Raw genomic sequence first — 25,239 nt, 5'->3', positions numbered from 1 at the left:
GCCGGCAGAAGTGGTTACCTTTGCGGCTCCATCCGTAAAGCGGCTTCCTCATGCGCTGCCGCTGCAACGGAATGGAAAGAAGTTTTGTTCACCCGACGAGTGTCCTTAAAATTTCAAACCACTATGCCTGTCCTGCACAACCGTGTCTCCAACGAGGAGCTGAAGCTCCGTATGCTGGCGGAAACAGAAGCCCGCACCACGATCTCCTTTTATTGCTATTTCCACATCGAAGACCCGCAGGCCTTCCGCGACACCCTTTACGTAGGGCTGGAGCAGCTCCGGGTTTTCGGCCGCATCTATGTTGCTTCTGAGGGTATCAACGCCCAGGTGAGCGTACCCCGGTCACGCTTCGACGAGCTGCGGGCCTTTCTCTACTCAATCCCCGCGCTTGATGGCCTTCGCCTCAATGTGGCGGTGGACGACGACGGCAAGTCGTTCTGGGTACTGCGGATCAAGGTAAAGGACAAGATCGTGGCCGACGGGATCAGCGATCCTTCCTTCGATATGGCCAACCGGGGCAAGTATGTGGACGCCGCCCGCTTCAACCGCCTCCTGGAGGATCCGGATACTGTGGTGGTAGACATGCGCAATCACTATGAGTTCGAGGTGGGGCATTTTGAAAAAGCGATCGAGGTGCCTTCCGATACGTTCCGGGAGCAGCTGCCCATGGCGGTGGAAATGCTTCAGGAGCAGAAAGACCGCAATATTATCATGTACTGCACCGGCGGGATCCGCTGCGAAAAAGCTTCGGCTTACATGCTGCACCAGGGCTTCAGCAATGTGTACCACCTCGAGGGCGGTATCATCAACTATGCACGCCAGGTAAAAGAGCTGGGGCTGGAGCAGAAATTTCACGGGAAGAACTTCGTGTTCGACGAGCGCCTTGGCGAACGGATCACAGACGAAGTGATCGCGCAATGCCACCAGTGCGGCGTCCCGGCCGATACGCACGTCAACTGTGTCAACGAATCCTGCCACCTGCTGTTCATCCAGTGTGATGCGTGCCGGGAGCAATACGAGCGCTGCTGCAGCACCGAATGCCAGGAACTCATGCAGCTACCCGAAGAGGAGCGCAAAGAGCTGCGGAAAGGCGTGGAAAAGGGCCGTAACGTCTTCAGCAAGTCGCGCCGCGGGCTGCGCCAGCGCCTGAGCCCGCCCGGCGGCCCGGCCTAACCGATATTCGCTATTCGTTATTCGATATTTCTTAGCTTGCGTACCCGATGCGCCGCCTGACTGCTTTTTTATGCTTCCTGCTCCTGCTGCTCGCCACTGGCGGACGGTCGCTGCTGTTCCGGCTACAGCTGGCAGAGGTGCGCGCGGAGATGCGCGAAAGCCTGCGACAGGGGCGTATCCCGGAAGGCAGCGAGACTTTCCTTTTTGACGCCCGTACGTACGCTTCTATCCAATGGCTCGAGGGCGGGAAGGAGTTTGAGTGGAAAGGCACCCGCTATGACGTGCTCGGGCGGACCAACGATGGCGGATCGGTACGCGTCCGGGCCGTGGCCGACCACAAAGAATCGCAGCTCGTATCCCGCTACCACCAGGAAAAACAGGACGAACCTCTTCCCTCGAAAAGCCTCCAGAAACTGCTTTCAGTACCCTACCTGGTACCCGCACCGGTTACTGTTCCGCTGCCCGGAACCGTCTCCTGCGCGTACCCGCCGGAAGGCTGCGAAAGGCTTCACCCGCCGTACGTTTCCGTGCCGGACCCGCCGCCGCTTGCCTGATCGTTTGAAACAGCTCCGAACGACCATTTTTCATTTTTTATCAAACGATCTTTATGAAGCGACTGCTTTTGAGCGCAGCCACCGTGGCGTGCGTACAAGCCTCTTTTGGGCAAACAGTTCCCAACACCGATACTACCCGTAAACCCGATATGAAAGAGCTCGAAGAGGTGGAAGTTACCTCATCGGCCAACCGGAAGATTCTCTACCAGCCTGCTGCCATCACCAAGCTTGCCCCGCGCGAGCTGCGCCGCAGTACCGGCCTTTTTCTCGACGACGCCATCAATGCCAATGTACCGGGCGTACAGATGATGCGCCGCGGCGTATCATCCGGGCAGGTGATCAACATCCGTGGCTACGGTGCGGGTGTGCGTGGCGCCAATGGTGCCAGCAGCAATTTCGATATACAGGGTGTCAAGATGTACCTCAATGGTATCCCGCTTACCGATGCCGAAGGAATTACCGTGCTCGACGATATCGACTTCGCTACCGTGGGCAGCGCCGAAATAGTGAAAGGCCCTGCAGGAACGCTGTACGGCCAGGCGATCGCAGGCGCTGTGAACCTGCGGACGATGAAAGCCGAGCCTGGCAAAACTTCGGTTGGGCAGCAGGTGCTGCTTGGCAATTACGGGCTGCAGCGCTACACCACAACCTTTCAGCATGGCTCGGAGCGTTCGTCGATCCTATTGAATTACGGGCACCAGGAGTCCGATGGGTCTTCTATTCACAACCATTCACGAAAGGACTTTGTGAACTTTGCCGGAGATTTCACACCGAATGCACGCCAGGCCATCACAGCTTTTTTGGGCTTTGCGAATAGCTACGATGAACGTTTCGGCGAACTGGACACGGCACAGTGGCGCCGGGAGGATTACAGCGGAAACCCGAATTATATCAAGAATGACGCTCATTCGCGCATCGTGAGTGTCCGTGCCGGGATCGGCCATACGTATGTGTTCAGTGAACGTTTCAGCAACACAACGACAGTCTTTGGCTACAGTGCCGCAACCGATGCTTCTTCGGCGGGCGGGTGGACCGATAAAAACCCGGTCAACTTCGGCGCCCGTTCTACTTTCAATACCCGCTTCGCACTCGGCCGTGCCACCCTCAGCGGACTCACCGGCATCGAGTCGTTGCACCAGCGTGCCCAGAAAGTCGACTACCGCATGGGGGCAGACCGGCGCGACCCGCTGGCCTATAACCGCGTTGATTCCGTTCGGGGTAACGTAGCAACGCAAACCGCTGCCAATTCCGTCTTTACCGACTGGACGCTTGGCTTACCGGGTGATCTTTCCTTTACCGTCGGTGTTAGCTGGAATCAGTTGAGGCTGAAACTCAATGACCGGCAGCTCGGACTCACTATTGCATCGAGCCGCAATGCGGTAGTGCCGGATGTATACAGCCAGACCTATGAAGACATGTGGTCGCCGCGGGTGGCCGTAAATAAGGTTTTTGCCGGCAAAATATCCACCTATGCTTCCTGGAGTCGCGGCTTTAAGGCGCCGACAACAGCCTATTTCTACCTGCCTTTTGCAAACGGCGCCCCGGCTACCGCCAAGGTAAATACCGGCCTTGTGCCCGAACGTGGCGATCAGTTTGAACTAGGAAGCAAGGGTGCGCTCGCGCAGGACCGGCTGACCTACGAGGTGGCAATCTTCCGCACTGTATTTTCAAACAAAATGACCACGATCGCGGTACCGCTCAACAATGACCCGGCTACTGCAACTACGGAATACAGCTACGTCACCAACGGCGGAAAGCAAATCCATAAAGGGATCGAAATAGCCCTTCGCGTTGCGGCTTACCAGTCGGCCACGGGCTTCTTCAAGGAAGTGGCTCCCTTTGTAAACTTTACGTACACAGACGGAAAATATGAAGACTTCCGCTTTATGCGTTTCCGATTGGGTCAGAACAACAAAAAAGACAGCACCGTTGATTTCAGCGGGAACAAGGTTGCCGGGCTTCCCCCGGTCGTATTCAACGCGGGTATCGACATAGTAACCCGGCCAGGTCTTTACTTTAATGCGTACTACGCCTACCGTGACGCTATTTACCTCACGGGTGATAACCTGGTGCGCGCCGAATCGTTCGGGCTGATCAATGCGAAGCTTGGTTTCCGCCGCTCCGTTGGTGCGCATTTCGATCTTGACGCTTCGGTTGGCGCTGTCAACCTCGGTGGAACGCAGTACTACCAGATGGTTTTCATTAACCAGCTTCCCGACGCGTATGTTCCGGCACCACGTGATACACAATGGTTCGGGAGCATTGCCCTCAAATACAATTTCTAATCAATACGCAGCGGCGGTTCAACCCGAACTGCCGCTGCTTTTTCAACTATGCGTAAAACCTATTACCTGTGCGTATTCGCACTGACGCTTATGGCCTGCAACCGGTTCGGCAAGAAGCAGGAGGGAGGCGGGAAAGATCGGATCGTTTGTGTTTCGAAGCAGCTGACCGAATTCCTTTTTGCACTCGGGCAAGGCGATAAGATCGTGGGCGTGGATGTGAGCAGCACCTATCCCGCCGAAGCAAAAAAGAAAACCACTGTCGGTTACCACCGGCACCTGAGTGCCGAAGGCATCGCCTCGCTCGATCCGACACTGGTGGTGCATCAGGGCGACATAGCACCCGCCGAGGTTATGAGCCAACTGGAGGACCTGAAAGTGCCGGTGAAGGTGTACCCTGCCGGCAACTCCATTGACAGTGCCAGGATCGTGCTGCGTCTCCTGGGCAAAGAATTCGGGAAGGAGAACGTTGCCGACAGCCTGAATCGTGTTCTTGACGCCGACCTTGCCGCAGCCGCGCAGCAGGTGGCAAAATACCCCGGCAAGCCGCGGGTACTGGTGATCCACTTCGGGCAGCAGCGCAACCAGTATTTCGTCATAGGCACGCGTGGCGCCGCCAAAAAGATGATCGAGCTTGCGGGTGGCGAGCAGGCGGCCGACACAAGCGGCTTCCGCAACCTGAGCCCCGAGGTAATTGTGAAGCTGCAACCCGACGTTATCCTTGCCACCGACTTCGGTTTCGACCGCCTTGGCAGCAGCGAGAAGTTTCTCGAGTTGCCCGGGCTTTCATTGACACCCGCGGCGAAGAACGGCAAGATCTACCGGGTGGAGGAGCATGACCTGCTTTACTTTGGACCACGCACCGGCAAAAACGTACAGGCCCTTGCAGAAATCATACATCGCTGATGCTCTGGGCCTGGTCCTATAAAAAGATCTATGCGGCGCTGTCGCTGCTGCTGCTGGTGCTGTTTTTCGTCTCCGTAGGGGTCGGCGCTGTGCCGATCGCTTTTGGCGAGATCCCGGGCCTGCTGCGTCATCACTGGGGCGGCCCGGGCGAGGTGAACGGGTTGCACGAGGCGCTTTTCTTCAGCATCCGCCTGCCGCGAAGCCTGCTTTGCATATTGGTGGGTGCCGCGCTGTCGGTATCGGGTGCGCTGATGCAATCGCTGTTTCGAAACCCGATCGTAGAGCCCGGACTCGTAGGCACCTCAGCCGGTTCCGCGCTTGGCGCGGCGCTGTTGATCGTGCTCGGGCAGAACGCCTTCTTCGGGCGCTTCGCCTTCCTGGGAAGCCTGTTGGCTCCCGCCTGTGCATTTATCGGCGGCATGGTGGCAACCTTGCTGGTCTATTATTTCGCGTCGGCGGTCAACCGGGTGAATATATCGGTGATGATTCTTGCCGGTATAGCGGTGAACGCGCTGGCAAATGGCGGTACAGGTTTCCTCGCCTACATCGCACGCGATCCGCAGGCACGTTCCATTACCTTCTGGAGCCTCGGCACCTTATCCGTAGCCAGCTGGAAGATGGTGGGCATTGTCTGTATTTCTACGGTATCCGGTATTTTGCTGGCGCTGCGCCTCGCCAGCCCGCTGAACGTGCTGCAGCTTGGTGACGCCGAAGCGCGCTACCTCGGTGTGCGTACGGAGCGGCTCAAGATCTCGGTGCTGCTGGTCAATGCCCTGCTGGTGGCCGTTGCCACCTCCATGGTGGGCGTAATCAGTTTCGTGGGCCTGATCGTGCCGCACCTGCTGCGCCTGCTGAAGGGCTCCGACAACCGCCACCTGGTTGCGGGCTCGGCCCTGCTCGGGGCTTCGGTGCTGCTCGCAACCGATATGGTTTGCCGCGTGGTGATCGCACCGGCCGAAATGCCGATCGGGATCGTAACCGCGTTTATCGGCGCGCCCCTCTTTCTTTACCTGCTCCACCGCATCCGCCGCAGCGGGCAAAAAGGAGGTTTCTATGCTTGACGCACGCTCGGTTTCCTACAAAGTAGGGGCTACAACACTGTTACAGCCTTGCTCGCTCACCTTCGAACCCGGGCGCTTTCATGTGATCATGGGACCGAATGGGGCGGGCAAATCAACCTTGCTCCAATTGCTTGCCGGCGAGCTGAAGCCGGCCACCGGCGCTGTGTACTGGCATAACGAGCCGGTCATGGGCTTTGCGCGAGCCGAATGGGCACGGCAGCGCGCGGTACTGTCGCAACACTACGCGCTTCAGTTCCCCATCACCGTGCAGGAAGTGGTGGCCCTGGGTCGCTATCCGTATGCCGGCACCCGCCCGGCGGCTGAAGAAGAAAAGCTGATCCGCGAATGCCTGGAAGCGATGCAGATGGAAGCCTTTACCGGTCGTGACTACAACACCTTGTCGGGTGGGGAAGCACAGAAAGTGCAGATGAGCCGGGTGCTGGCGCAACTGGGAGGGAGCGAGGCCCGGGGGAAACTGCTGTTACTCGACGAACCGGTGTCGCACCTCGACCTGCGGTACCAGCACAGCCTGTTGCAGACCGCCCGTAAATTATGTCTCGATGGTAATACGGTGATTGCGGTACTGCACGATCTCAACCTGGCACTCCGCTTTGCCGACCGCATCCTTTTTATTAAATCCGGCAAGGTTCGCTATGACCTTCCCAAAACAGAACTGACGGACCCCGAAATTATCGGCGACGTTTTCGACATCCCGGTGCGGCTCCTTCGGGATGCCGAGGGACAGGCATTCTTTGTATTTTGAAATGATAGTTTCAAGGTGCCAGGCAACCCGTTTCGTTGTCCGGCTATTTGCCCGCAAGTGCCTTTTCGATGCGCGAAAAAGTTTCTGCCTCGGGGAGTGCTTCCGGGCGGAACGCCTCGCCGGTTACTTTTTCAAACAGCTCGATATAGCGTTGCGAAATTTCACGCACCCATTCGTCGGTCATCTCCGGTGCCGTCTGCCCTTCCTTGCCCATGAATTCATTCTGGATCAGCCATTCACGCACAAACTCCTTGCTTAGCTGCTTTTGCTTCTCACCACGCTGCTGGCGCTCTTCAAAGCCGTCGGCGTAGAAATAGCGGGATGAATCCGGCGTGTGGATTTCGTCCATAAGGGTGATGGCGCCCCCGTAGGTTCCGAATTCATACTTCGTATCAGCGAGTATCAGCCCCTGGCGGCGGGCCAGCTCATTGCCCCGGGCGAATAGCGCCAGCGCGTATGCTTTGATCTGTTCCCATTCTTCCCTGGTTGCGAGGCCTTGCTCCAGCAGCTCTTTTTCGGTGATGTCCTCATCGTGGCCTTCGCTGGCTTTGGTGGAAGGCGTGATCAGCGGCTGCGGGAAAAAGTCATTTTCCTTCAGCCCGTCGGGCATCAGCACACCGCAAAGAACGCGGCCACCACTATTGTAGGTACGCCAGGCATGGCCGCAAACGTTGCCGCGCACGACCACCTCTATCCTGAACGGCGTACAGCGTCTGCCCACTGCCGCATTGGGGGCGGGCGTCGCATCGAGCCAGTTCGGACAAATCGCACGCGTCTGCCCAAGCATATATGCCGCGAGCTGGTTTAGTACCTGCCCTTTGAAGGGAACAGGGCGGGGGAGGATCACGTCGAAGGCGGAGATGCGGTCGGAGGCGATCATCACGAGCTGTGTTTCGCCGATGAAATACACGTCGCGCACTTTGCCGCGGTAGAAGCCGGTCTGGTTGGGAAAGGTATGCGGAGCCATGCCCCGAAAGTACCAACGGGAAAGGGTACGCGCCGTGCATTATTATACACCCGGAGCGCTTTGTGGTGGAAATAAAAATTTTAACACCTTCGTGCGAATCTGTATTTTTCCGCACAAATAGTATGGGTGTCAAAGGCTTCGAGCCGAAGCCGGGCGACACCTGAGAAGCAACGTATGTTGGTTCCAAAACTAAATCAAAACAATATGAGAAAAAGCTTGCGCGCATCCTCCGCTTTGCTTGCCGGTGTGATGCTATCGTTCTCGGTAGCCGCACAAAACGTCACATTGACCGGTAAAGTACAGAACACCAGTTCCAAGGAAAACGTCCCCGCTGTATCGATCACAGTAAAGAATGGTGCCCAGGGCGCCTACACCGACGACAACGGTAACTTCCGCCTGACGGTAAACAAGCTGCCGGTAACGCTGGTGGTGAGCTCCGTTGGTTTTGAAAGCCGCGAGATCACGGTTAACAGCGCAGCCGACGTGGCTAATATCAACATCGCACCCAGCTCGATGCTGGGCCAGGAAGTGGTTGTATCGGCTACCCGCGCTCCCGAGCGCATCCTCGAAACACCAGTGACGGTTGAGAAGATGAACTCCATCACCCTGCGCAACGTGCCTGCCCCGAGCCTTTACGAATCCCTCAACAACCTGAAGGGTGTGGATATGCATACTGCATCACTCACCTTCCGCACGGTAACGACCCGCGGGTTCATTTCGAGCGGTAATATCCGCATGAACCAGCTGATCGACGGCATGGACAACCAGGCCCCCGGCCTGAACTTCTCGGTTGGTTCCGTAATCGGGCCCTCCGACCTGGACATCGATAACATCGAGCTGCTCGCCGGCGCTTCTTCGGCCCTGTATGGGTCGGGTGGCATCAACGGCACACTCCTGATCAATACAAAGAGTCCCTTCAAATTCCAGGGCCTGAGCGCCCAGGTGAAGCAGGGTATCATGCACCTGCAGGATCCCAACCAGAAGCCCTCGCCTTACTACGACTGGTCTTTCCGTTACGGAAAGGCCTGGAAGGAAAAGATCGGGTTTAAAGTTTCTGCCCAGTTTGTTAAAGCCAACGACTGGGGTGCGTATGACGAGGACAATGTGCTGCGCACGAGCGTTGCCAGCCGTGTTGTCGCCGGTAACCGCAGCTCCGACCCGGGCTACGACGGTGTAAACGTTTATGGCGACGAAACAAACGCCAATCTCCAGCAGGTAACCTTCGGTGTGGAAGACGCGATCCGTCGCGGTCTGGCCGGATCCGGTGTCAATGCCAACCTGATCGCCCAGCAGTTTCTTGGGCTCTTCCCGACCGCTACCCCGACGCAGCTGAACACCTTCCTCAGCAACCCCGCTTTTGCGCCCATCCGCTCAACGCTGGCGCAATTCATCCCGCTCTATATCACCAACCGTAACGGCAGCAATCCCAGCCAGCTCGTATCGCGTACCGGTTACAAGGAGCGCGATCTCGTAGATTATAACACGATCAACTTCAAGGGCTCTGCCGGCCTGCACTACAAGATCACACCGGGTATCGAAGCTTCGATCACCTCGATCTTTGGTACGGGCACAACCGTATATACCGGTGCCGACCGCTACTCGCTGAAAGACCTGAAGATGTCGCAGCACAAACTCGAAGTACGTGCGCGCAACTGGTTCGTTCGTGGCTATACTACGCAGGAAAACGCAGGTAACTCGTATGTAGGTACTGCCGTTGGCCGTATCATGAACGAGCGCTTCAAGCCGAGCCGCACTGCATGGTATCCCCAGTATGCCGTTGCCTATGCCCTGAACCGCTATAACGGCGCTTCCAACGCCCAGGCGCACAATGCCGCCCGCAGCGTTGCCGACGCCGGCATGCCGATGCCCGGAACACCGGAATTTGAAAACCTGAAGAACGCGGTGATGAACGCATCGCTTGGCCGTGATCCCCAGGTGAACGGCGCCCGCTTCCTCGACCGCTCCGATCTGTGGGCCGGCGAAGGACAGGTGAACCTCTCCAAAATGGCCGGCTTCGATGAGACGGTCGGCGTGATTGCCGGTGTGCAGTACAAGCAATACGTACTGAACTCGCAGGGTACGCTTTTCGCGGACAGCGCCGGTACGCTGAAGCCGTCAGAGATCGGCGGTTACCTGCAGCTGAAGAAGGCTTTCCTTCGCGACTTCCTCACCATCACCGCTGCCGGTCGCTACGATAAGCACACCAATTTCGATGGTCGCTTTACGCCTCGCATAACGGCGGTTCTGAAGGTTGCGAAAGACAACAACGTCCGTCTTTCCTACCAGCAGGCTTACCGTTTCCCCACCAACCAGGATCAATACATCAACCTGAATACAGGTTCGGCGCTGCTGATCGGTGCGCTGCCCTCCTTCATTTCGGCCTATAACCTCGAGCAAGGCAAAGCCGGCTACCAGGCTGCTTTCACAGCCGAGTCGGTGACCGCCGCCCGTGCCACCGGCAACGCCGCACTGCTCCAGGAGTACAGCACCCGCGCCTTGAAGCCTGAAAGCGTAACCTCTTATGAGGTCGGTTACAAAGGCATTGTAGGCCGCAAGCTGTTCTTCGATGCGTACGGTTACTACAGCCAGTACAAAGACTTCCTGGGCCGCGTGGCACTCGTGCAGACCCAGACCTCTTCTTCCGCCGGTGCGCTGAACCCCGACTCTTCGCGCGCCATCTCCTATGCGCAGAATGCTACACAGAATGTGAATGCATACGGCTGGGGTGTTTCTGCTGAGTGGAACTTCTACCGCGGCTTCAACATTTACGGCAACGTGTTCTCCGACAAACTCGATAATGTTCCGGAAGGCACCATTACCTACTTCAACTCGCCCCGCTACCGTACCAACCTCGGTATCCGCAACGAGAATGTAGGCAGAGGCTTCGGCTTCAACATTGTCTGGAAGTGGCAGGATGAAAACTTCTACGAGGGTACTTTCGTAACCGGCACACTGCCTGCGTTCAGCACGGTAGACGCGCAGGTTTCCTACCGCATGCCCAACACGAAGTCCATCTTCCGTATCGGCGCTACCAACCTGACCAACCATTACTACCGCTCGGGCTATGGCTCGCCGGCTGTTGGTGGACTGTACTACGCCTCCTTCGGCTACAACATCTTCTAAGAGATCATTGCTGATAAAAGTAAAGCCTCCCAACCGGGAGGCTTTACTTTTTAGGATATCGTCAGGCAGAGTACGATCCGGCAGCCTCTGGTGACCCGACCCCTTGCGGGCTACGAGATAAATAACGCATGCGAACGGCTTATGAGAGCAGCTTTTGCGGGCTATTGAAACGTCCCCTGCAAGGAGGGCCGGTAATTAAAGAACCAAGTAACCACCAAGCCGCCTTACCGATTAAGCAATAGACCGACTTGCCAGTTAACAAGAAGGCCCGCCCTAAAAAGAGCAGGCCTTATGAGGAGTAGTGAGTTGTCGTTAATTAACCGAAGAGGCCACCTTTCTTCAGCGAGCGGGTACCTTCGGCGATCTTGAAGCCGTTCTGGTACACTTCGATCTTGTAATCGCCGGTCTTGAACTCGGGGCGACGCAGGGGAACGCTTACGTTCTTGCGGGTGCCTTGTTCGTAGTCAACCGTGGTTTTGAAGCTGAAGGGGCGGTCGCCATCGTTGCGGGTAGTCAGTGTGCCGGAACCGAGGGCGGGATCATTCACCACCTGGCCGTCAGGACCAGTTACCACTACATACAGGTCGGCAGGGCCGGAGCGGGCAACGCGGTTCTCCACGTCGAAGGTGATCACCAGCTTATTGACGCGGCGGGCAGTGGTGGTTTCTTTTTCCTTGCCATTGCGCTTCTCGTCAATGGGATGGATCTGGATGTTCGATGCAGAGAAAGTCGACGCTACGTCCACGGTCTGGGCGAGCTCTTCTTTTTCGGCAGTGGTTGTCTGCAGGTTCGACTGCAGCACGGTGCGCTCTTCTTTCAGCTGGTTGTTGTTAGCCGCGAGTTCCTGGTTTTCACCGTTGAGGCGGGCTACTTCAGCTTCGAGGTTGCCAATCTTGTTGTTCAGGGTAGCAATGAGCGAGCGGGCGTGGCGCAGTTCGGCAGAAGTGGCGTTGCGCTTGCTCACAATGGATTCAATTTCGCGACGCAGCTTCGAGATCTCGCTGTTGCTCGAAGTCACCTGGCCCTGGAGGGAATTGTTCTGGCCGGTGAGCGAGTCGAGACGCACAGCGGCTTCGTTGTACAGCAGCTGCACGGAGTCACGGGCGCTCATGGCGTTATTGGCCTGCACCTGTGTTGTAGCGATGGTTTCCTTGTTCTCGTTGCTGTCTTTCAGAAAATACGCCCAGGAACCTAATATAGCAGCGGCCAATGCCACAATCGCTATATTTTTGACCTTGTTACTCGAAGAGCTCGTAGTAGTCGTCGTGCCTGTCGTACGGTTCTGCTGCGGTTCGTTAGCGGAGGGATAATTCGTGTTCGCCATCGTGAATCGATTTAAGTTAAGAAATCTGGTTTTGTAGGTTAAGTGTGTTGCGAATTTCGCACACGTAATACAAAACCATGCCAGAAAAGTTAAAGAGTTGCATCTCAATGTCTTAATAAAATGAAAGCGGACCAGATCATTGCCGATATCAAAAAAGGAAAAACCAGGCCAGTGTATTGGCTCGAAGGTGACGAGGATTTTTTCATCGACCAGGTGATCGATTTCGCGGAGCACCACATCCTTTCGGAGGCCGAAGCCGGGTTTAACAAAACGGTTTTTTACGGCCGCGATGCCGATTGGGCGTCGGTGGTCAACGCCTGCCGGCGCTACCCGATGTTCTCGGAGCGACAGGTGGTATTGCTCAAAGAAGCACAGGCGATGCGCGACATCGACAAGCTCGAAGGCTATATCGAAAAGCCGCTGCCGTCGACCCTGCTGTTTGTTGCGTATAAAGGCAAAAAGCTCGACGGCCGCACCAAGCTGGCCAAGATGCTGAAAGAAAAAAGCGTATTGCTGACCACCAAAAAACTTTACGACAACGAATTGCCCGCGTGGACCGACGAGCAGGTGCGGAGCAAGGGTTTCTCCATCACCCCGAAAGCCCGCGAGCTGCTCATCGATCACATTGGCAACGACCTGAGCCGCATCAGCAACGAGATCGATAAGATGGCGCTCAACCTGGCCGGGCGCAATAATATTACCGAAGACGACATCGAGCAGTTTGTCGGCATCAGCAAGGAATACAACGTTTTCGAGTTGCAGGATGCGCTGGCACGCCGCGACTATTACAAGGCAATGCGGATCGTAACCTACTTCGCCCATAACCCGAAGGCTGCCCCGCTGCCGCTTGTTTTTCCCTCGCTGTACGGCTTCTTCAGCAAGCTGCTGGTACTACACAGCGCGCCGGGCGGTACCGACAACAAATCATTGGCCGCGGCGTCGGGAATCAACGAATGGAAGTTGCGCGAATACCAGCAGGCAGCGCGCATCTATTCCCCGCAATCAGTAGAAAAGAATATCCTGCTGCTGCATCAATACAACCTGAAAAGCGTTGGTGTAGACGATGCCGGCACCGACGATGGTGAATTGCTGAAGGAACTGGTGGTGAAAATGATGATGGATTAAACACCCATCTTGTGCTCCTTCCAGGAGCTCAAGATCCGCAACGAGTCTTCCTTATCCCTGTGGAGCTGTTCTTTCAGCGCGTCTAAAGAGCTGTACTTCTCCTGCCCGCGCAGGTAGCTGAGCACTTCCACGCGGATGACCTGGTCGTAGATTTCTTCCTGGAAGTCAAAAAGGTTGATCTCCACGCGCTCTACAACGTCATTCAGCGTCGGGCGCTTGCCGATGCTCAGCATGCCCCCGAGGGTACGCCCTTCGTGTATTGCCCGGGCTGCAAAAACACCTTCACCAAGCCGGATCTTGTCGCTGCTGGTATACTGCAGGTTGGCGGTCGGGTAGCCGATGGTGCGCCCGAGCTTATCGCCGGGAATCACCAGGCCTTCAAAAAAGAAGGGATAGCCCAGCAGCTCGTTGGCAGTTGCCACGTCGCTCTGCTTCAATGCCGTGCGGATCTTAGTGCTTGAAATAGCAATGGAATGCAGCACCTGCCGTGGGATCTCGATAAGGCGGTATCCATACTGGTGTTGCAACTGCTCCAGCAGCTCGTAGCCACCCGCCCGGCCTTTGCCGAAGCGGTGGTCGTAGCCGATGATGAGGGTATGCGGCTGAAAGCGACGCACCAGGAAATCGGAAATATATTGCTCCGCATCCTGGGCGGCAAAGTCAGGGGTAAAAGGAACTACCACCAGGTGATCGATGCCATGGGCTTCGAGCAGGCCGGCTTTCTCCGGGAGCGTTGTCAGCAGCTCAAGCGAAGCGTCGGTCTGTACAATCGTGCGTGGGTGCGGATCAAAGGTGATGACCACCGTTTCGCCGCCGGTGCTTGCTGCTTCCTGCCGGAGCGCAGCGAGGATCTGCTGGTGGCCCGTATGTACGCCGTCGAAGGTACCGATCGTCACCACCGCATTTCGGAACCGCGGCAAGCCCTCCAGATTGTAATGCACCTGCATGGCCGCGAAGTTAATGGTCTGCCGGGCTTCCGGCGATTTGCTTTACCGGAACAATAGGATCCTCCCGGCCGCAGCACGCACCCGCGATGCAACCGCTTAGCGCCCGGCAAATAGTGCGGCAAACCCAAAGGCATTTCGTCTTAGTTTTGCTGCAATACCTTCATCATGTCTCTGTACTCGCAACGCGGTGTTTCGGCACAAAAGGAAGATGTTCATGCAGCCACACGCAACCTTTCAAAGGGCCTTTATCCCAGGGCGTTTTGCAAGATCGATCCCGACCTGCTCGGCGGTGACGCCGATTGGGTGAACGTCATGCATGCCGACGGCGCAGGTACCAAGAGCATCCTCGCTTACCTGTATTGGAAAGAAACCGGGGACCTTTCGGTTTGGAAGGGAATCGCCCAGGATGCGATCGTGATGAACCTCGATGATCTTATCTGCACCGGTATTTACGACCGGATGCTGTTTTCATCTTCCATTGATCGTAACAAACACCGCGTACCCGGCGAGGTGCTTACCGCGCTGATCGAAGGCACGCAGGAATTTCTCGATACGATGGCCACCCTTGGAGTGAACATCGCCTTCCTGGGCGGCGAAACCGCCGACGTAGGCGACGTGGTTCGCACGGTAGCCGTGAACGGAACAATGGCTGCCCGCTGGCGCAAGTCGGCGCTTATTACCAATGAAAAAATTGCAGCCGGGCAGGTGATTGTCGGTCTCGCCAGCGACGGGCAGGCCGGCTACGAACAGGCTTATAACAGCGGCATCGGGTCGAACGGACTTACGAGTGCCCGCCATGATGTGCTGCACAAGCATTATAAAACCTTCCCCGAAACCTTCGACGACCTGGTTCCGGAAGAAGTCGTGTACATCGGCCAGCACCGGCTTACGGATACGCTGCCTGTGGAAGGGCAGCTTTGCACCGTGGGCAGCCTGTTGCTTTCGCCGACACGCACGTTCGCGCCGGTAGTGCGCACAATGATCGAAGAGCATTTCGACCAGATTCACGGGCTGATCCACTGCAGCGGCGGTGGTCAGACCAAGTGTGCCAAATACCTGCCGGATGGCGTGGCCGTGGTCAAGGACAACCTGCCCGCGCCTCCGGAGATCTTCCGGCTCATCCAGACCTGCAGTGGTTCCGACGAGCGCGAAATGTACCAGGTCTTCAATATGGGCATACGCCTTGAAGTATATACCAGTGAGAAGGCCGCCGAGGCGCTGATCGCTATCGCCCGCCACTATGGCATCGCGGCGCAGGTGATCGGCCGGGTGGAAAGTTCTGTTAAAAAGGAAGTGGTGCTGCGGACTGCCGGTACCGAAATTCGTTATTGATTATCTTTCAAAAAATTGCATATGTCGGACGCGATCATTGAGCTCAGGAACGTGAATATTTACCAGGGTGACAGCCAGGTGCTGCGCAACGTCAACATCGCCGTCAACCGTGGCGAGTTCGTGTACCTCGTGGGTAAGACCGGTACCGGTAAATCGAGCCTCCTGAAGACACTGTACGGCGAGCTTCCGCTTCGCGAGGGCGAGGCTACCGTTGCCGGTTACAATCTTCGCCAGCTCGACTGGAAAAAGGTGCCCTTCCTGCGCCGCAGCCTTGGTGTGGTGTTTCAGGACTTCCAGCTGCTTACCGACCGCAATGTGAACGAGAATCTCAAATTCGTTCTGAAGGCTACGGGCTGGAAAGACGAGAAGCTGATGGACGAAAAGATCGCCGATGTGCTTGATAAGGTAGGCCTCAAATCAAAGGGCTTTAAGATGCCTTTCGAAATGTCGGGCGGCGAACAACAGCGGGTGGATATCGCGCGCGCCCTGTTGAATTCGCCCAAGCTGATCCTCGCCGACGAACCGACAGGTAACCTCGACCCGGAGACTTCCGATGAGATCATGCAACTGCTCTTCCACATCTCGCGCGACTACGGAACGGCGATTGTGATGGCGACGCACGACTATATCGTGATCAACAAATTCCCGGCACGGATGCTCCGTACCGAAATGGGCCAGGTGATCGACAACGCATCTATAGCCATGCATTAAGCGCGGTGGCGTTGAATCGGTTGTTGTAAACATCCGCCACGATACGGCGGCGCTCCCGTAATTCCCCGGTAAACGGTTGTTCCCAAAGCCGCAGCAATGCGGCCTTGAATTCTGCTGCATTTTCGGCCAGCTCCACGGCGCCCGCAAAAGAAGTTCCGGCAATACCGGCACGGTTCGTCAGGCAATGCCGCCCTTCAAAAAGCGCGTGCAGCATCTTCAGCTTGAGCCCCGTTGTATTAAAGGAAGGAAGAACATGTACCTGCGCCTCCCGTACCAGTTCATTCAGAACGATTTCTTCAGGGTTCGAAACAAAACGGACATCGGCCCGGCCTTTAAGAGCCAGGAGCGATGGAGGAATGTTCTTCCCTGCTACCACAAAGGGAAGCGGCAGTTCCTGGAAGACGTTGCGAATGAGCCAGGAGGCGGCCTCCACGTTTTCCGACACCTCCATATTGCCATGGTAAAGGCAGAAATCTCCGCGGCCCGCGGGGCCGGAAAGTTCCTGCCAGGGCGTAAAAGAGGGAACAAACGGAAGGTTGGTAAAACCGTAGCGCGCCTCCAGCGTTTCGATATCGTTTTTTGCCACACATGCCAGGGGGAGCTCTTTGGGCAGCCCGTGCTGGTAGGCCTGCAGCAGGCGGCCTTCCAGGAAAAAGTAGGCTTTCCGTAGCGGGTTGGGTTCGTTGGCCGCGAGCCCGGCATAATAGGCGGCTTCATCGTTGTGCATCCGCACCAGCACTTTGCGCTTGCCATAAAAGTGGGAGAGCAGTCCCGTACAATGGATGCCTTCAAGAAGCAGTGGAGCATCGTCAGTCTCGAGTCTTTTACGCAGCTCCGACGAATTGCGCGACCCTACAATATAAGGCTGCTTTTGCCACAGACTGGCCAGAAAGCTTTTTCGGGGGTATGCGTGAATAGCGGTACAATAAGGGGCCAATGCTTCCGCATTACGACCGGAACGGTATGCGAAATAATGCAGCTCGATGCTCCGCCCGCTTTCCGCAAGCGCTTTCACTTTATAAAACATGTCGATGGCCCCGCCATAATCGGGTGGTGCCGGCGCATCGAGGCAAACGATATGCAACTTACCGGGCATCGGCGAACGCTTTTTGGTAAACAGCCAGCAGGCGGGGTGCCTCGTGCGCCCAGTTCCATTCCGCCCGCGCTTGCAAAGCGTTTACACGAAGGCGCTCATAAAGCGCCTTGTCCGAGCAAAGGCGGTTGACTGCAGCTGCAATCGTTTCGGGATTCATGTCGGGAATCAGCAGGGCTACTTCATGCGCCCGGTTGTGACGCTGGTATTCGGGGTAATCGTTCGTCACCTGCGGCACGCCTGCCTGTACATAGTCGAAAAATTTATTCGGCAGACAATAGAGCTGGTTGAGGCCTTCCGGCTCGGTGAAGTTGACGCCGATGCGCGCGCCTGCAGTGTACCGGCGCAGCTCCTCAGGAAGCAGCATGCCTGTCAGGCGTACCTTATCACCTACACCTTCGCGCACTATGAGCGCCCGGAGCTGCGGCATGAAGTTGCCGTCGCCACAGATCACCAGCGGTAATTCAAAAGAGCGCACAGCCGGAATCAGCCATTCGAAGCCACGTCCTTCATTGACAGCACCCTGGTATAGTATATAAGCTTCTCCTGTCACCGGCCCGGGCAGGGGAGCCGGTTGCGGAACATTGCGTACCACGGCAAAGTCTTTTCCCTGCCGCTCCCGAAACAGTTCAGCGATACCTTCCGCAACCGTGTAACGGTTAGGGATATGCGCGCAGGTGAGTGCCTCCGCCCACATCCAGAAACGCTGCAGGCGCGGCCGGCGCCGTACTTCCTTCATTTCCGGGAAAAGCTCGTGGGCATCGTAAAACAATACTTTCTTCCGCAGCTTGCCGGCAAACAGGCAGGGGAGGGCCGTATCCAGGTCGTTGGCGCAAAAGCCGTCGCTCTTTACGAACATCAGGTAAAGAAAAAGCCTGAGATTAAACGCAGCATAGAACAGCGGGCCGCGTTCGAAGAAGCAGTGGAGGCGCTTTTGCGCATACGGTCGCTCGCGTAGCGGCAGCGAGCCGCGGCGGTGGCGGCCAACGAGCGTAACAGAATAGCCCGCTTCGGCCAGCGTGCTGCAGATCCGCTGCATGCGCTGGTCATAGGTGAGATCGTTGGTGACGGCAAGAACGATACGTGTCAATCAGGAAAGTTTGCGGACGCGTCCATAAATACGGTCGATGAATTCAACAGTACGGAGGGCCTCGAAGGCATCCCACCCGGCAACCTTTTTTCCCGACAGGACCGATATCCAGTTTTGGTGCTGATCAGCCGACTGTCCGGGATCTGTAAGCTTGATGCCTTCAGCCTGTACCTCTTTTAGCAGGAGCGTTCCATCTTCTGCAAAGCCGCCCGACACGGTGACCTTTCCGTTCCGGCCTTCCACCTGTACCGAACAGCCCGGCTCGTGCCCGGAGCCAGCATCGGTCAGCGACCAATCGAGGTAGCCGACCGCATCCTCACCGAAATGGAGTTCGGCATGTCCCCCACGCTCCTCATCGGCATTCGGCTCCAGCTGCTCATGGGCAGCGGAGAGCGGACCGGTGAGCCCGGCCAGTGCTTTGGCGAGCCCGTAAAAACGGGTGTGAAGCAGGCCGCCGTCGGGAAATGTATTACCGCTTTCCTTGCCGGTGCTGCGCGCCCAGGCGTGGAGCCGGTTGATGGGCCCGATCTCTTCGCGAAGCTGGCTCCAGAAGATGCACGGCGATTCTGCCACCCAGATGTTCCGGCGGGTATAGCGCGCTGTTTCGAGAATCTGCCAGGCGGCCGCTGCAGTGATGCAGAGCGGCGCATTGCACAGGACGTCGCGCCCCGCCTGTAGCGCCTTGATGGCATATTCAGCATGATAGCCGGTACGCGTGTGCACCCATACGAGCGCCGCGTTGCTGCCCGCGAGCAGCTCGTCGATATTGTTAAAGGTTGCGGCCCCGGCCGGCGCAGAGGCACCGGAAAGCGGGCAGGCGGCAACCACACGGGCATCCGGAGGCAGGGCGGCAGTTAACGCGGCAGGGAAGGCAGCATCGTGAATAAGCGCGATTTCGTACATGCTTCAAAAGTAATCGTTCCGGCAAAGAAAAAGTCCTGCCGGAGCAGGACTTCGTGTTGATGTTCTCAGAGGATTTAATTACATGCCGGCATCCATGCCACCGTCTTCCGTGCGGGTGTTCTTGCGCTTGAAGAGCGTGGCGTCCATCTTGCCGAAGCGATAGCTGAAGGTAAGACGGAGGATCTGCGGGTCGCGGCGGCGAACAATGTTCTGCTCGAAGCCGGCCGTAGCCGTGTAGGAGTCATACTTGCGGGTGCGGAAAATGTCGTTCATGTTGAGGCCAAGCGAAGCCTTGCGCTCTTTCAGGAACTCGTAGCGGACGGCCATGTCCACGCCGTAGTTCGGGCGGATATAACCCTGGGCCGTAGAGCCGCCACCGCCGCCCATGCCACCGAAACCACCGCGGCCGCCACCGCCGCCGCTGTTGGAACCGCCGGGACCGGCAACGATCTTCGACGTGTAGTCACCCGAAAGCTGGATGCTGAAGTTTTTCGGAAGGCGGAACTGGTTATTGATCTTTACGAAGTAGCTCACGAAGGGATCCTGGGGCGTGATACCAGTCACCTTTACCTGCGAGGTAAAGAGGTTCAGGTTGGAGGTAAGATCCCAGAAGCTGGCGATCTTATTGCGTGATACCAGCTCGAGACCGCTCACCCAGCTGCGGTTAGCGTTAATGAAGGTGTTCACAAACACATCGCGCTTCAGGAAGGTGTCGAACTCCGGCTGCTGGATCTGTGTGATGAGGTTGTTGGTATTCTTGAAGTAAAGCGACGCGATGAAGTTGTCGCGGTTCTTCGACTGGTGCGCGTACGACAGTTCCACCGAGTTGGTGAACTCCGGAACAAGGCCGGGATTGCCGCGGCTGATGTTCAGCGTGTCTGTATAGTCGGTGAAGGGGAAGAGCTGGAAGAAGTTGGGACGGTTGATCCGGCGGCTGAAATTCAGCTGCAGGTCGTTATAATCATTCAGCTTCTGGCTTAGGAACACGCTCGGGAAAAGGCTCACCGGGTACTCGGTGCGGAAGGACTGCTTCCGGTTGAGGATGCCTTCGTTGGTAGAGCTCTCCGCACGCAGACCAAGCTGGTAGCCGAAGTTCTTCGCCTTACCCGAATAGTTGCCGTATACGGCGTAAACACGCTCCTGGTTGGTATAGTAGGTGTTGGTGGTGTTCTCCGGACGTACATAGGTGATGTCGCTCACTAGGTCGCGGATCTGCATCCGCACGCCGCCTTCCACCTTGGCTTTGTCGCTGAGCGGGTTGGCATAATCGGCCTGGGCTACGATAAAGCGGTTGTCACCAGAAATACGCTGTGACTGCACATAGTCGTCGAGGCGCTTTTGGTCGGGATAAGTTCGGTAGGTCTGCGTGGTGATGACACTTTCATTCGAGTTGGTACCCTTGTTGTAGTTCACATCCGCCGTCAGCTCGTGGCCGGCCTTCGGGAAGTTGTGCTTGAAGGAAACCTGCGCGCCGCCGTTCTGGCCCCAGTTTCGGCCATCGGTATAGCGCGGCTGGAGGGTAGAAGTATCGGTGTTGGGAACGTTGTAGTGCTTGTCGGTAAAGATATCCGTCTCGGTCACGTTGGTCATGTTGCGCTTGCCGAAGTTGCCGCTAACCGTGATCGTGTTCCGGTTGTTAAGGAAGTAGTCCATACCAAGGCGACCGAATCCGAAGGTGCCCTGCATCGTGGAAGAATCTTCCTGGTGCAGGTTGCTGTTGATGAGTGTGCCCGTGGATCGGCGGTCGGTGATGCCCGAGCCGATCGACTTACGCTGCATCACATTGGCGCTGGCAAACACGTTGACCTTGCCCTGGCGTACGTTCACATCGGCACCTACGGTTCCGCGGAGGCGCGAGTCGACGCTGGCGCGGATGTTACCCGCGTAACCGGCGCGGCGCTGCTTTTTCAGAACGATGTTGAGGATGCCTGCCGTGCCGCCCGATGCGTCGAACTTGGCGGAGGGGTTGGTGATGATCTCGATCGTCTCAATCGCGTCGGCAGGGATCTGCTCGAGCGTCAGTACCGTGGGACGGCCGTCGACGAATATGGTGGGAGCGTTGTTGCGAAGGGTAACGTTGCCTTCCACGTCAACAGCAACAGAGGGTACGTTGCGCATAACGTCAACGGCGGTGCCGCCGGCCGAGGTGATGTTGCGGTCAACGTTGAACACCTTGCGGTCGATACCCAGTGTCAGCTGGGGGCGCTGGGCCGTTACCGTTACATTGGAAAGCTCCTGCTGGTTGATGGTCAGCTTCAGGTTGCCGAGGTCTTTGTCGATGGCATTGATCATTGCATTGGGATCACCACCGCCTTTCGGACGCTCAAACTGCACTTTCTGCTCAAAGGTTGTATAGCCGATGCCCGTGATGCGCAGCGTATACTGTCCCATCACCGGAACATTCTCGATGCTGAAATCGCCATTGGCTGCGGTCAGCTGGCCGCCCACAACGGCTTCTTTGCGTTGCTTCGTTACAGTGTCCATCTTCATGGTCACCAGCACCACGGAGGCAGCTTCCACACCTTTGTTGGAAGCATCCACCACGCGGCCATAGAAGCGGCCGTTGGGCATGGCGCCGCGGGCGCCGTTGGTTGCCGGGCGGGTCTGGGCGCCGGCCGATAAGCAGAAAATCAGCAGTGTAAACAGGGTAACTAATCTCATGGTCATGAATTGGAGCCGCAAAGGTAGCCGCCCGGGGGCGGGGAGGCCGGGTTTGTTAACTATTATTAACGTATCAACTTCGGAGTGGTTGCGGAGCTGTATAAGCGGCAAAAGAAAAGCCCCCTGCGGGTTGCAAGGGGCTTTTGGGTGATTAACGGGGTTCGAACCCGCGACCTTCGGAACCACAATCCGACGCTCTAACCAGCTGAGCTACAACCACCGTTTTGCGGGTTGCAAAAATAGGAAGCCTGCGCATTTACTCCAAAAAATAATTGAACAAACTAGCAGCGCTCTTTTTTCCCGCTTTGTTAACCTTTGTTCACGGAAGAAAACCCACGCGCTTTCCACTCATCAAAAACGTTTGTTAAGAAGGAGGGTGTTCTTAACCGAGCATTGTTTTTGCTTTAAATTTGAGAAGTATGCCCCCGGCAATAAAATCACTATTCAGTATGAAAAGACTCCCCCTGCTGCTAACCATGGTGGCGGTCTGCGTATTTCTGACTATACGCAGCCTCGGTACCGGCCCTGCAACACCTCCTTCGAAGTATGAGCGTATCCTTCAGACCGTGGGTGAAATGATCCGCCAGGGCCATTACAGCCCCAAGGATATGAACGATGATTTTTCGCGCCGCGCCTATGCGAAATATTTCGAGGCGATGGACCCGGAAAAAAATATTTTCCTCCAGGAAGATCTCAAGGCGCTTTCCCGCCACGAAACCCGCATCGACGATGAAGTGAAAGGCGCGCCCGTGGAATTTTTCCTGGATGTCAGCAAGGTGTTCAATAAGCGCATCGAAGCCGTTTCCAAAATGCAGGATGAGCTGTTGAGCAAGCCCTTCGACTTTACCGTGAACGAAACCTACACGGCCGATCCCAAAAAGGTGAACTACCCGAAGACCCTGGCCGAACAGCGCGAGACGATCCGCAAGAAGCTCAAGTACATGGTGCTCGAACGTTTCGTTGAACTCCAGGAGGCCCGTGAAAAGAACAAGGATACCAAAGACTTCGTGGTGAAGACCGACGCCGAGCTCGAAGCTGAGGCCCGCGACCGGGTACGCAAGGTGATGACCCGCGTACAGCAGCGCTTCACGAAAACTTTTGACGACGACAAGCGCTTCGCGCTGTATGTGAATACCATCACCCAGCTGATGGACCCTTATACCGAATTCTTCCCCCCGGTTGAAAAGCGCTACTTCGACGAGCAGCTTAGCGGTACCTTCTCGGGTATCGGCGCTTCGCTTCAATATGATGAAGGCAATATCAAGATCGCGACGCTGCTTACCGGCTCGCCCGCCTGGAAATCGAAGCAGGTGGAAGTAGGCGACATCATCCTCAAGGTGGGCCAGGGTAAAGACTCCGCCCAGGACATCACCGGCTTTGAGGTGGAAGACGCCGTGAAGCTGATCCGTGGCAAGCAGGGCACCGATGTGACCCTTACCCTGAAGAAAAAAGATGGTACCCTCCAGCGGCTCACCCTCACCCGCGACAAGATCCAGCAGGACGAGGTTTATGCACGCAGTGCCGTGGTGGACCAGGGCGGTGAGAAGATCGGTTATATCTACCTGCCTGAGTTCTATGCAGACTTCGACAACCCCAACGGTCGCCGTTGCGCCGTGGATGTTGCTGAAGAGGTAAAAAAGCTCAAGGCCGCTAAAGTGGACGGCATCGTGATCGACCTCCGTAACAACGGTGGTGGCTCGCTCTATGATGTAGTGCAGATGGCCGGCCTCTTTATCGAAGACGGCCCCATCGTTCAGGTTCGTGACCGCCAAGGCCGCCCCATGGTCATGCGCGACAAAGACCAGGGTGTGCTTTATGACGGCCCGCTGGCCGTTATGGTGAACGAGTTCAGCGCTTCGGCCTCCGAGATCTTTGCCGCGGCCATCCAGGATTATAACCGCGGTGTGATCATCGGCTCAACCAGCACTTATGGAAAAGGTACGGTCCAGCGCGCTATCAGCCTCGACCAGGAATCGAACTTCCTCAACCAGAATCCTGAGCTCGGCTCTCTGAAAATTACCCTGCAGAAGTTCTACCGCGTAAACGGTGGCGCTACCCAGCTTAAGGGCGTAGTGCCCGATGTGGTGGTTCCCGACCAGTACGAGACCTTCAAGTACCGCGAGCGCGACAACGATAACGCGTTGCCTTGGGACGAGATCAGCAAAGCTCAATACAAGACCTGGGATGGCGGATACGATATCCAGACCATCAAGAACCTGAGCAGCTCCCGGATCAGCAGCAACCCGGTATTCCAGCAGATCCGCCGGAATACCGCCGCCCTCGATCGTCGCAACGACAAGGAGTTCACCCTCCAGATCGATAAGTACAAGGCCGAACAGAAAGAGCTGCGCCTGCTGGCCAAGCAGACCGACAGCCTCATCAAGGCAAACAAGGAAATGCAGATCACGTACCTGCCCGAAGACAAGGAGCGGATGGCGCAGGACAAAAACAAGGAAGAGCGTTACAATGCCTGGCTGAAAGATCGCAGCCGCGACATTTACCTCGACCAGGCTGTTAAGGTGATCGGCGATATCCGCAACCAGCAAGCCCTCGCCCGCGGCAAAAAAGAGGACAAGCCTGTAAAGACCTTTTAGGGTTGATAACTGATAATAGTAAAAGCCCCGCCGAAAGGTGGGGCTTTTTTATGTCTTCCGGTGCGTTCAGGCGGTCGCGGGCTGGAGGTAGCGCTCCTTTAAAATACCCACGTGGTGCAGGATGTGGCCGCAAATAATGTATGCAATGCCGCGCACATAGACCGGGTTGTTGCTGGCAACGCCTTCCTGGTTCAGCTGTTCTGCCGAAAAGCCTTCAAATAAAGTGTCTGTGCTGTCCAATACTGTTTCCAGCTCCCGCAGTAAGGACGAAGGGCTGCGCCGGCCGGCTTCGCTCTTTTCGGCAAAGCGGTTTTCATCAAAAGAGGGCAGGGGCGTGCTGTCCTGGCGCGAAAAACGCAGGGCCCGGTAGGCGAAGATGCGCTCCGCATCAATGATATGCAGCACGAGTTCTTTGATCGTCCATTTGCCGGCAGCGTAGGCAAAGTCCCACTGTTGGTCCGGCAGCGTGCGTAGGACAGGAAGGATAGCGTCGCGGCGCGAACGCAGCGCGGCCTCCAGGTCCAGGTCTTCCACCTGGCGCACATAGCGGTGATAATATTCGGGAATGCGGTTATAATCGACGTTGGCCATAAAAGGAGTTTGAAGCTAAAATAAAGAACCCCGGCGTAA

General features: G+C 56.6%; 19 protein-coding genes and 1 tRNA gene. 11 read left to right on the top strand and 9 right to left on the bottom strand.

The features are described from left to right. Window positions 1-123 precede the first annotated feature (123 nt). The 6 genes from trhO to EPD60_RS02190 are packed head-to-tail and all read left to right on the top strand — an operon-like array spanning window position 124 to window position 6,739. Window positions 124-1,173, top strand: coding sequence for an oxygen-dependent tRNA uridine(34) hydroxylase TrhO (trhO, locus tag EPD60_RS02215; RefSeq protein WP_131446401.1), 1,050 nt, complete (start codon window positions 124-126; stop codon window positions 1,171-1,173). A gap of 47 nt (window positions 1,174-1,220) precedes the next feature. Continuing rightward, window positions 1,221-1,727 (top strand): hypothetical protein, encoded by a 507-nt coding sequence (locus tag EPD60_RS02210; protein ID WP_131446399.1) that lies wholly within the window; start codon window positions 1,221-1,223, stop codon window positions 1,725-1,727. A gap of 53 nt (window positions 1,728-1,780) precedes the next feature. After that, complete coding sequence (locus EPD60_RS02205; RefSeq protein WP_131446397.1) at window positions 1,781-4,012, top strand: TonB-dependent receptor; 2,232 nt, start codon at window positions 1,781-1,783, stop codon at window positions 4,010-4,012. Between the two features lie 48 nt (window positions 4,013-4,060). After that, window positions 4,061-4,915 carry a heme/hemin ABC transporter substrate-binding protein gene (locus EPD60_RS02200; protein ID WP_131446395.1) on the top strand — a complete coding sequence of 285 codons (855 nt, stop codon included), beginning with the start codon at window positions 4,061-4,063 and terminating at the stop codon, window positions 4,913-4,915. Then, window positions 4,915-5,976 (top strand): FecCD family ABC transporter permease, encoded by a 1,062-nt coding sequence (locus tag EPD60_RS02195; RefSeq protein WP_131446393.1) that lies wholly within the window; start codon window positions 4,915-4,917, stop codon window positions 5,974-5,976. Before EPD60_RS02200 ends, EPD60_RS02195 begins: the two co-directional genes overlap by 1 nt. Window positions 5,977-6,013: 37 nt before the next feature. Then, on the top strand, window positions 6,014-6,739 hold the full coding sequence (locus EPD60_RS02190; RefSeq protein ID WP_425474778.1) for an ATP-binding cassette domain-containing protein: 726 nt from the start codon (window positions 6,014-6,016) through the stop codon (window positions 6,737-6,739). A 43-nt stretch (window positions 6,740-6,782) separates the two neighbouring features. Here EPD60_RS02190 and EPD60_RS02185 read toward each other — a convergent pair whose 3' ends face one another. Next, a complete protein-coding gene (locus tag EPD60_RS02185; protein ID WP_131446389.1) occupies window positions 6,783-7,706 on the bottom strand; it encodes a phosphoribosylaminoimidazolesuccinocarboxamide synthase in 924 nt (307 codons plus the stop codon). Window positions 7,707-7,910: 204 nt separating this feature from the next. On the opposite strand from EPD60_RS02185, the gene EPD60_RS02180 reads away from it, so the two are divergent. Continuing rightward, the gene (locus EPD60_RS02180; RefSeq protein ID WP_131446387.1) at window positions 7,911-10,829 is read left to right on the top strand and encodes a TonB-dependent receptor; all 2,919 of its coding nucleotides are present in this window, start codon (window positions 7,911-7,913) and stop codon (window positions 10,827-10,829) included. Window positions 10,830-11,145: 316 nt separating this feature from the next. Here the strand turns inward: EPD60_RS02180 and EPD60_RS02175 are convergent, their stop codons facing one another. Next, complete coding sequence (locus EPD60_RS02175) at window positions 11,146-12,153, bottom strand: hypothetical protein (protein ID WP_131446385.1); 1,008 nt, start codon at window positions 12,151-12,153, stop codon at window positions 11,146-11,148. A gap of 120 nt (window positions 12,154-12,273) precedes the next feature. On the opposite strand from EPD60_RS02175, the gene holA reads away from it, so the two are divergent. Further along, window positions 12,274-13,278, top strand: coding sequence for a DNA polymerase III subunit delta (gene holA / locus EPD60_RS02170; RefSeq protein WP_131446383.1), 1,005 nt, complete (start codon window positions 12,274-12,276; stop codon window positions 13,276-13,278). Here the strand turns inward: holA and ribF are convergent. Next, window positions 13,275-14,198, bottom strand: coding sequence for a riboflavin biosynthesis protein RibF (gene ribF / locus EPD60_RS02165; protein WP_243647743.1), 924 nt, complete (start codon window positions 14,196-14,198; stop codon window positions 13,275-13,277). The two genes, holA and ribF, sit on opposite strands and share 4 nt — an antisense overlap. Before the next feature lie 192 nt (window positions 14,199-14,390). Here ribF and EPD60_RS02160 point away from each other — a divergent pair, with 192 nt between their 5' ends. Together EPD60_RS02160 and EPD60_RS02155 are read left to right on the top strand one after the other, a co-directional pair. After that, entirely contained in the window at window positions 14,391-15,557 is a 1,167-nt protein-coding gene (locus EPD60_RS02160) for an AIR synthase-related protein (RefSeq protein WP_131446379.1), read from the top strand. A 21-nt stretch (window positions 15,558-15,578) separates the two neighbouring features. Next, a complete protein-coding gene (locus EPD60_RS02155) occupies window positions 15,579-16,268 on the top strand; it encodes a cell division ATP-binding protein FtsE (protein ID WP_131446377.1) in 690 nt (229 codons plus the stop codon). On the opposite strand, the gene EPD60_RS02150 is transcribed toward EPD60_RS02155, so the two are convergent. The 5 genes from EPD60_RS02150 to EPD60_RS02130 all read right to left on the bottom strand — a co-directional run bounded on the left by EPD60_RS02150 (window position 16,252) and on the right by EPD60_RS02130 (window position 22,235). Further along, window positions 16,252-17,364 carry a glycosyltransferase family protein gene (locus EPD60_RS02150; RefSeq protein WP_131446375.1) on the bottom strand — a complete coding sequence of 371 codons (1,113 nt, stop codon included), beginning with the start codon at window positions 17,362-17,364 and terminating at the stop codon, window positions 16,252-16,254. The two genes, EPD60_RS02155 and EPD60_RS02150, sit on opposite strands and share 17 nt — an antisense overlap. Further along, window positions 17,354-18,451, bottom strand: a complete 1,098-nt coding sequence (locus EPD60_RS02145; protein ID WP_131446373.1) for a glycosyltransferase family 4 protein — start codon at window positions 18,449-18,451, stop codon at window positions 17,354-17,356. The genes EPD60_RS02150 and EPD60_RS02145 overlap by 11 nt, the downstream gene beginning before the upstream one ends. Next, window positions 18,452-19,354 carry a Gfo/Idh/MocA family oxidoreductase gene (locus EPD60_RS02140; RefSeq protein ID WP_131446371.1) on the bottom strand — a complete coding sequence of 301 codons (903 nt, stop codon included), beginning with the start codon at window positions 19,352-19,354 and terminating at the stop codon, window positions 18,452-18,454. It lies immediately after the preceding gene. A gap of 78 nt (window positions 19,355-19,432) precedes the next feature. Beyond that, on the bottom strand, window positions 19,433-22,015 hold the full coding sequence (locus EPD60_RS02135) for an outer membrane beta-barrel family protein (protein WP_243647742.1): 2,583 nt from the start codon (window positions 22,013-22,015) through the stop codon (window positions 19,433-19,435). Window positions 22,016-22,161: 146 nt separating this feature from the next. After that, window positions 22,162-22,235 (bottom strand) — tRNA-His (locus tag EPD60_RS02130). Window positions 22,236-22,464: 229 nt separating this feature from the next. Here EPD60_RS02130 and EPD60_RS02125 point away from each other — a divergent pair. Continuing rightward, the gene (locus EPD60_RS02125) at window positions 22,465-24,609 is read left to right on the top strand and encodes a carboxy terminal-processing peptidase (protein ID WP_131446369.1); all 2,145 of its coding nucleotides are present in this window, start codon (window positions 22,465-22,467) and stop codon (window positions 24,607-24,609) included. A gap of 66 nt (window positions 24,610-24,675) precedes the next feature. On the opposite strand, the gene EPD60_RS02120 is transcribed toward EPD60_RS02125, so the two are convergent. Beyond that, entirely contained in the window at window positions 24,676-25,200 is a 525-nt protein-coding gene (locus EPD60_RS02120) for a DinB family protein (RefSeq protein ID WP_131446367.1), read from the bottom strand. Window positions 25,201-25,239: the final 39 nt, after the last annotated feature.

Source organism: Flaviaestuariibacter flavus (genome assembly GCF_004337505.1).
Classification (GTDB): domain Bacteria; phylum Bacteroidota; class Bacteroidia; order Chitinophagales; family Chitinophagaceae; genus Flavisolibacter; species Flavisolibacter flavus.
Note: the sequence above shows the minus strand (reverse complement) of the source record. Positions and strands in the feature narration are given on the sequence as shown.

Excerpts from the sequence above, each read along its gene's own strand:
- EPD60_RS02195 (WP_131446393.1), top strand. The coding sequence starts at position 4,915 with ATGCTCTGGGCCTGGTCCTATAAAAAGATCTATGCGGCGCTGTCGCTG.
- EPD60_RS02160 (WP_131446379.1), top strand. The coding sequence starts at position 14,391 with ATGTCTCTGTACTCGCAACGCGGTGTTTCGGCACAAAAGGAAGATGTT.
- EPD60_RS02185 (WP_131446389.1), bottom strand. The coding sequence starts at position 7,706 with ATGGCTCCGCATACCTTTCCCAACCAGACCGGCTTCTACCGCGGCAAA.
- EPD60_RS02180 (WP_131446387.1), top strand. The coding sequence starts at position 7,911 with ATGAGAAAAAGCTTGCGCGCATCCTCCGCTTTGCTTGCCGGTGTGATG.
- trhO (WP_131446401.1), top strand. The coding sequence starts at position 124 with ATGCCTGTCCTGCACAACCGTGTCTCCAACGAGGAGCTGAAGCTCCGT.
- EPD60_RS02125 (WP_131446369.1), top strand. The coding sequence starts at position 22,465 with ATGAAAAGACTCCCCCTGCTGCTAACCATGGTGGCGGTCTGCGTATTT.
- EPD60_RS02150 (WP_131446375.1), bottom strand. The coding sequence starts at position 17,364 with ATGCCCGGTAAGTTGCATATCGTTTGCCTCGATGCGCCGGCACCACCC.
- EPD60_RS02200 (WP_131446395.1), top strand. The coding sequence starts at position 4,061 with ATGCGTAAAACCTATTACCTGTGCGTATTCGCACTGACGCTTATGGCC.
- EPD60_RS02205 (WP_131446397.1), top strand. The coding sequence starts at position 1,781 with ATGAAGCGACTGCTTTTGAGCGCAGCCACCGTGGCGTGCGTACAAGCC.
- EPD60_RS02140 (WP_131446371.1), bottom strand. The coding sequence starts at position 19,354 with ATGTACGAAATCGCGCTTATTCACGATGCTGCCTTCCCTGCCGCGTTA.
- holA (WP_131446383.1), top strand. The coding sequence starts at position 12,274 with ATGAAAGCGGACCAGATCATTGCCGATATCAAAAAAGGAAAAACCAGG.
- EPD60_RS02210 (WP_131446399.1), top strand. The coding sequence starts at position 1,221 with ATGCGCCGCCTGACTGCTTTTTTATGCTTCCTGCTCCTGCTGCTCGCC.
- EPD60_RS02135 (WP_243647742.1), bottom strand. The coding sequence starts at position 22,015 with ATGAGATTAGTTACCCTGTTTACACTGCTGATTTTCTGCTTATCGGCC.
- EPD60_RS02120 (WP_131446367.1), bottom strand. The coding sequence starts at position 25,200 with ATGGCCAACGTCGATTATAACCGCATTCCCGAATATTATCACCGCTAT.
- EPD60_RS02175 (WP_131446385.1), bottom strand. The coding sequence starts at position 12,153 with ATGGCGAACACGAATTATCCCTCCGCTAACGAACCGCAGCAGAACCGT.
- EPD60_RS02155 (WP_131446377.1), top strand. The coding sequence starts at position 15,579 with ATGTCGGACGCGATCATTGAGCTCAGGAACGTGAATATTTACCAGGGT.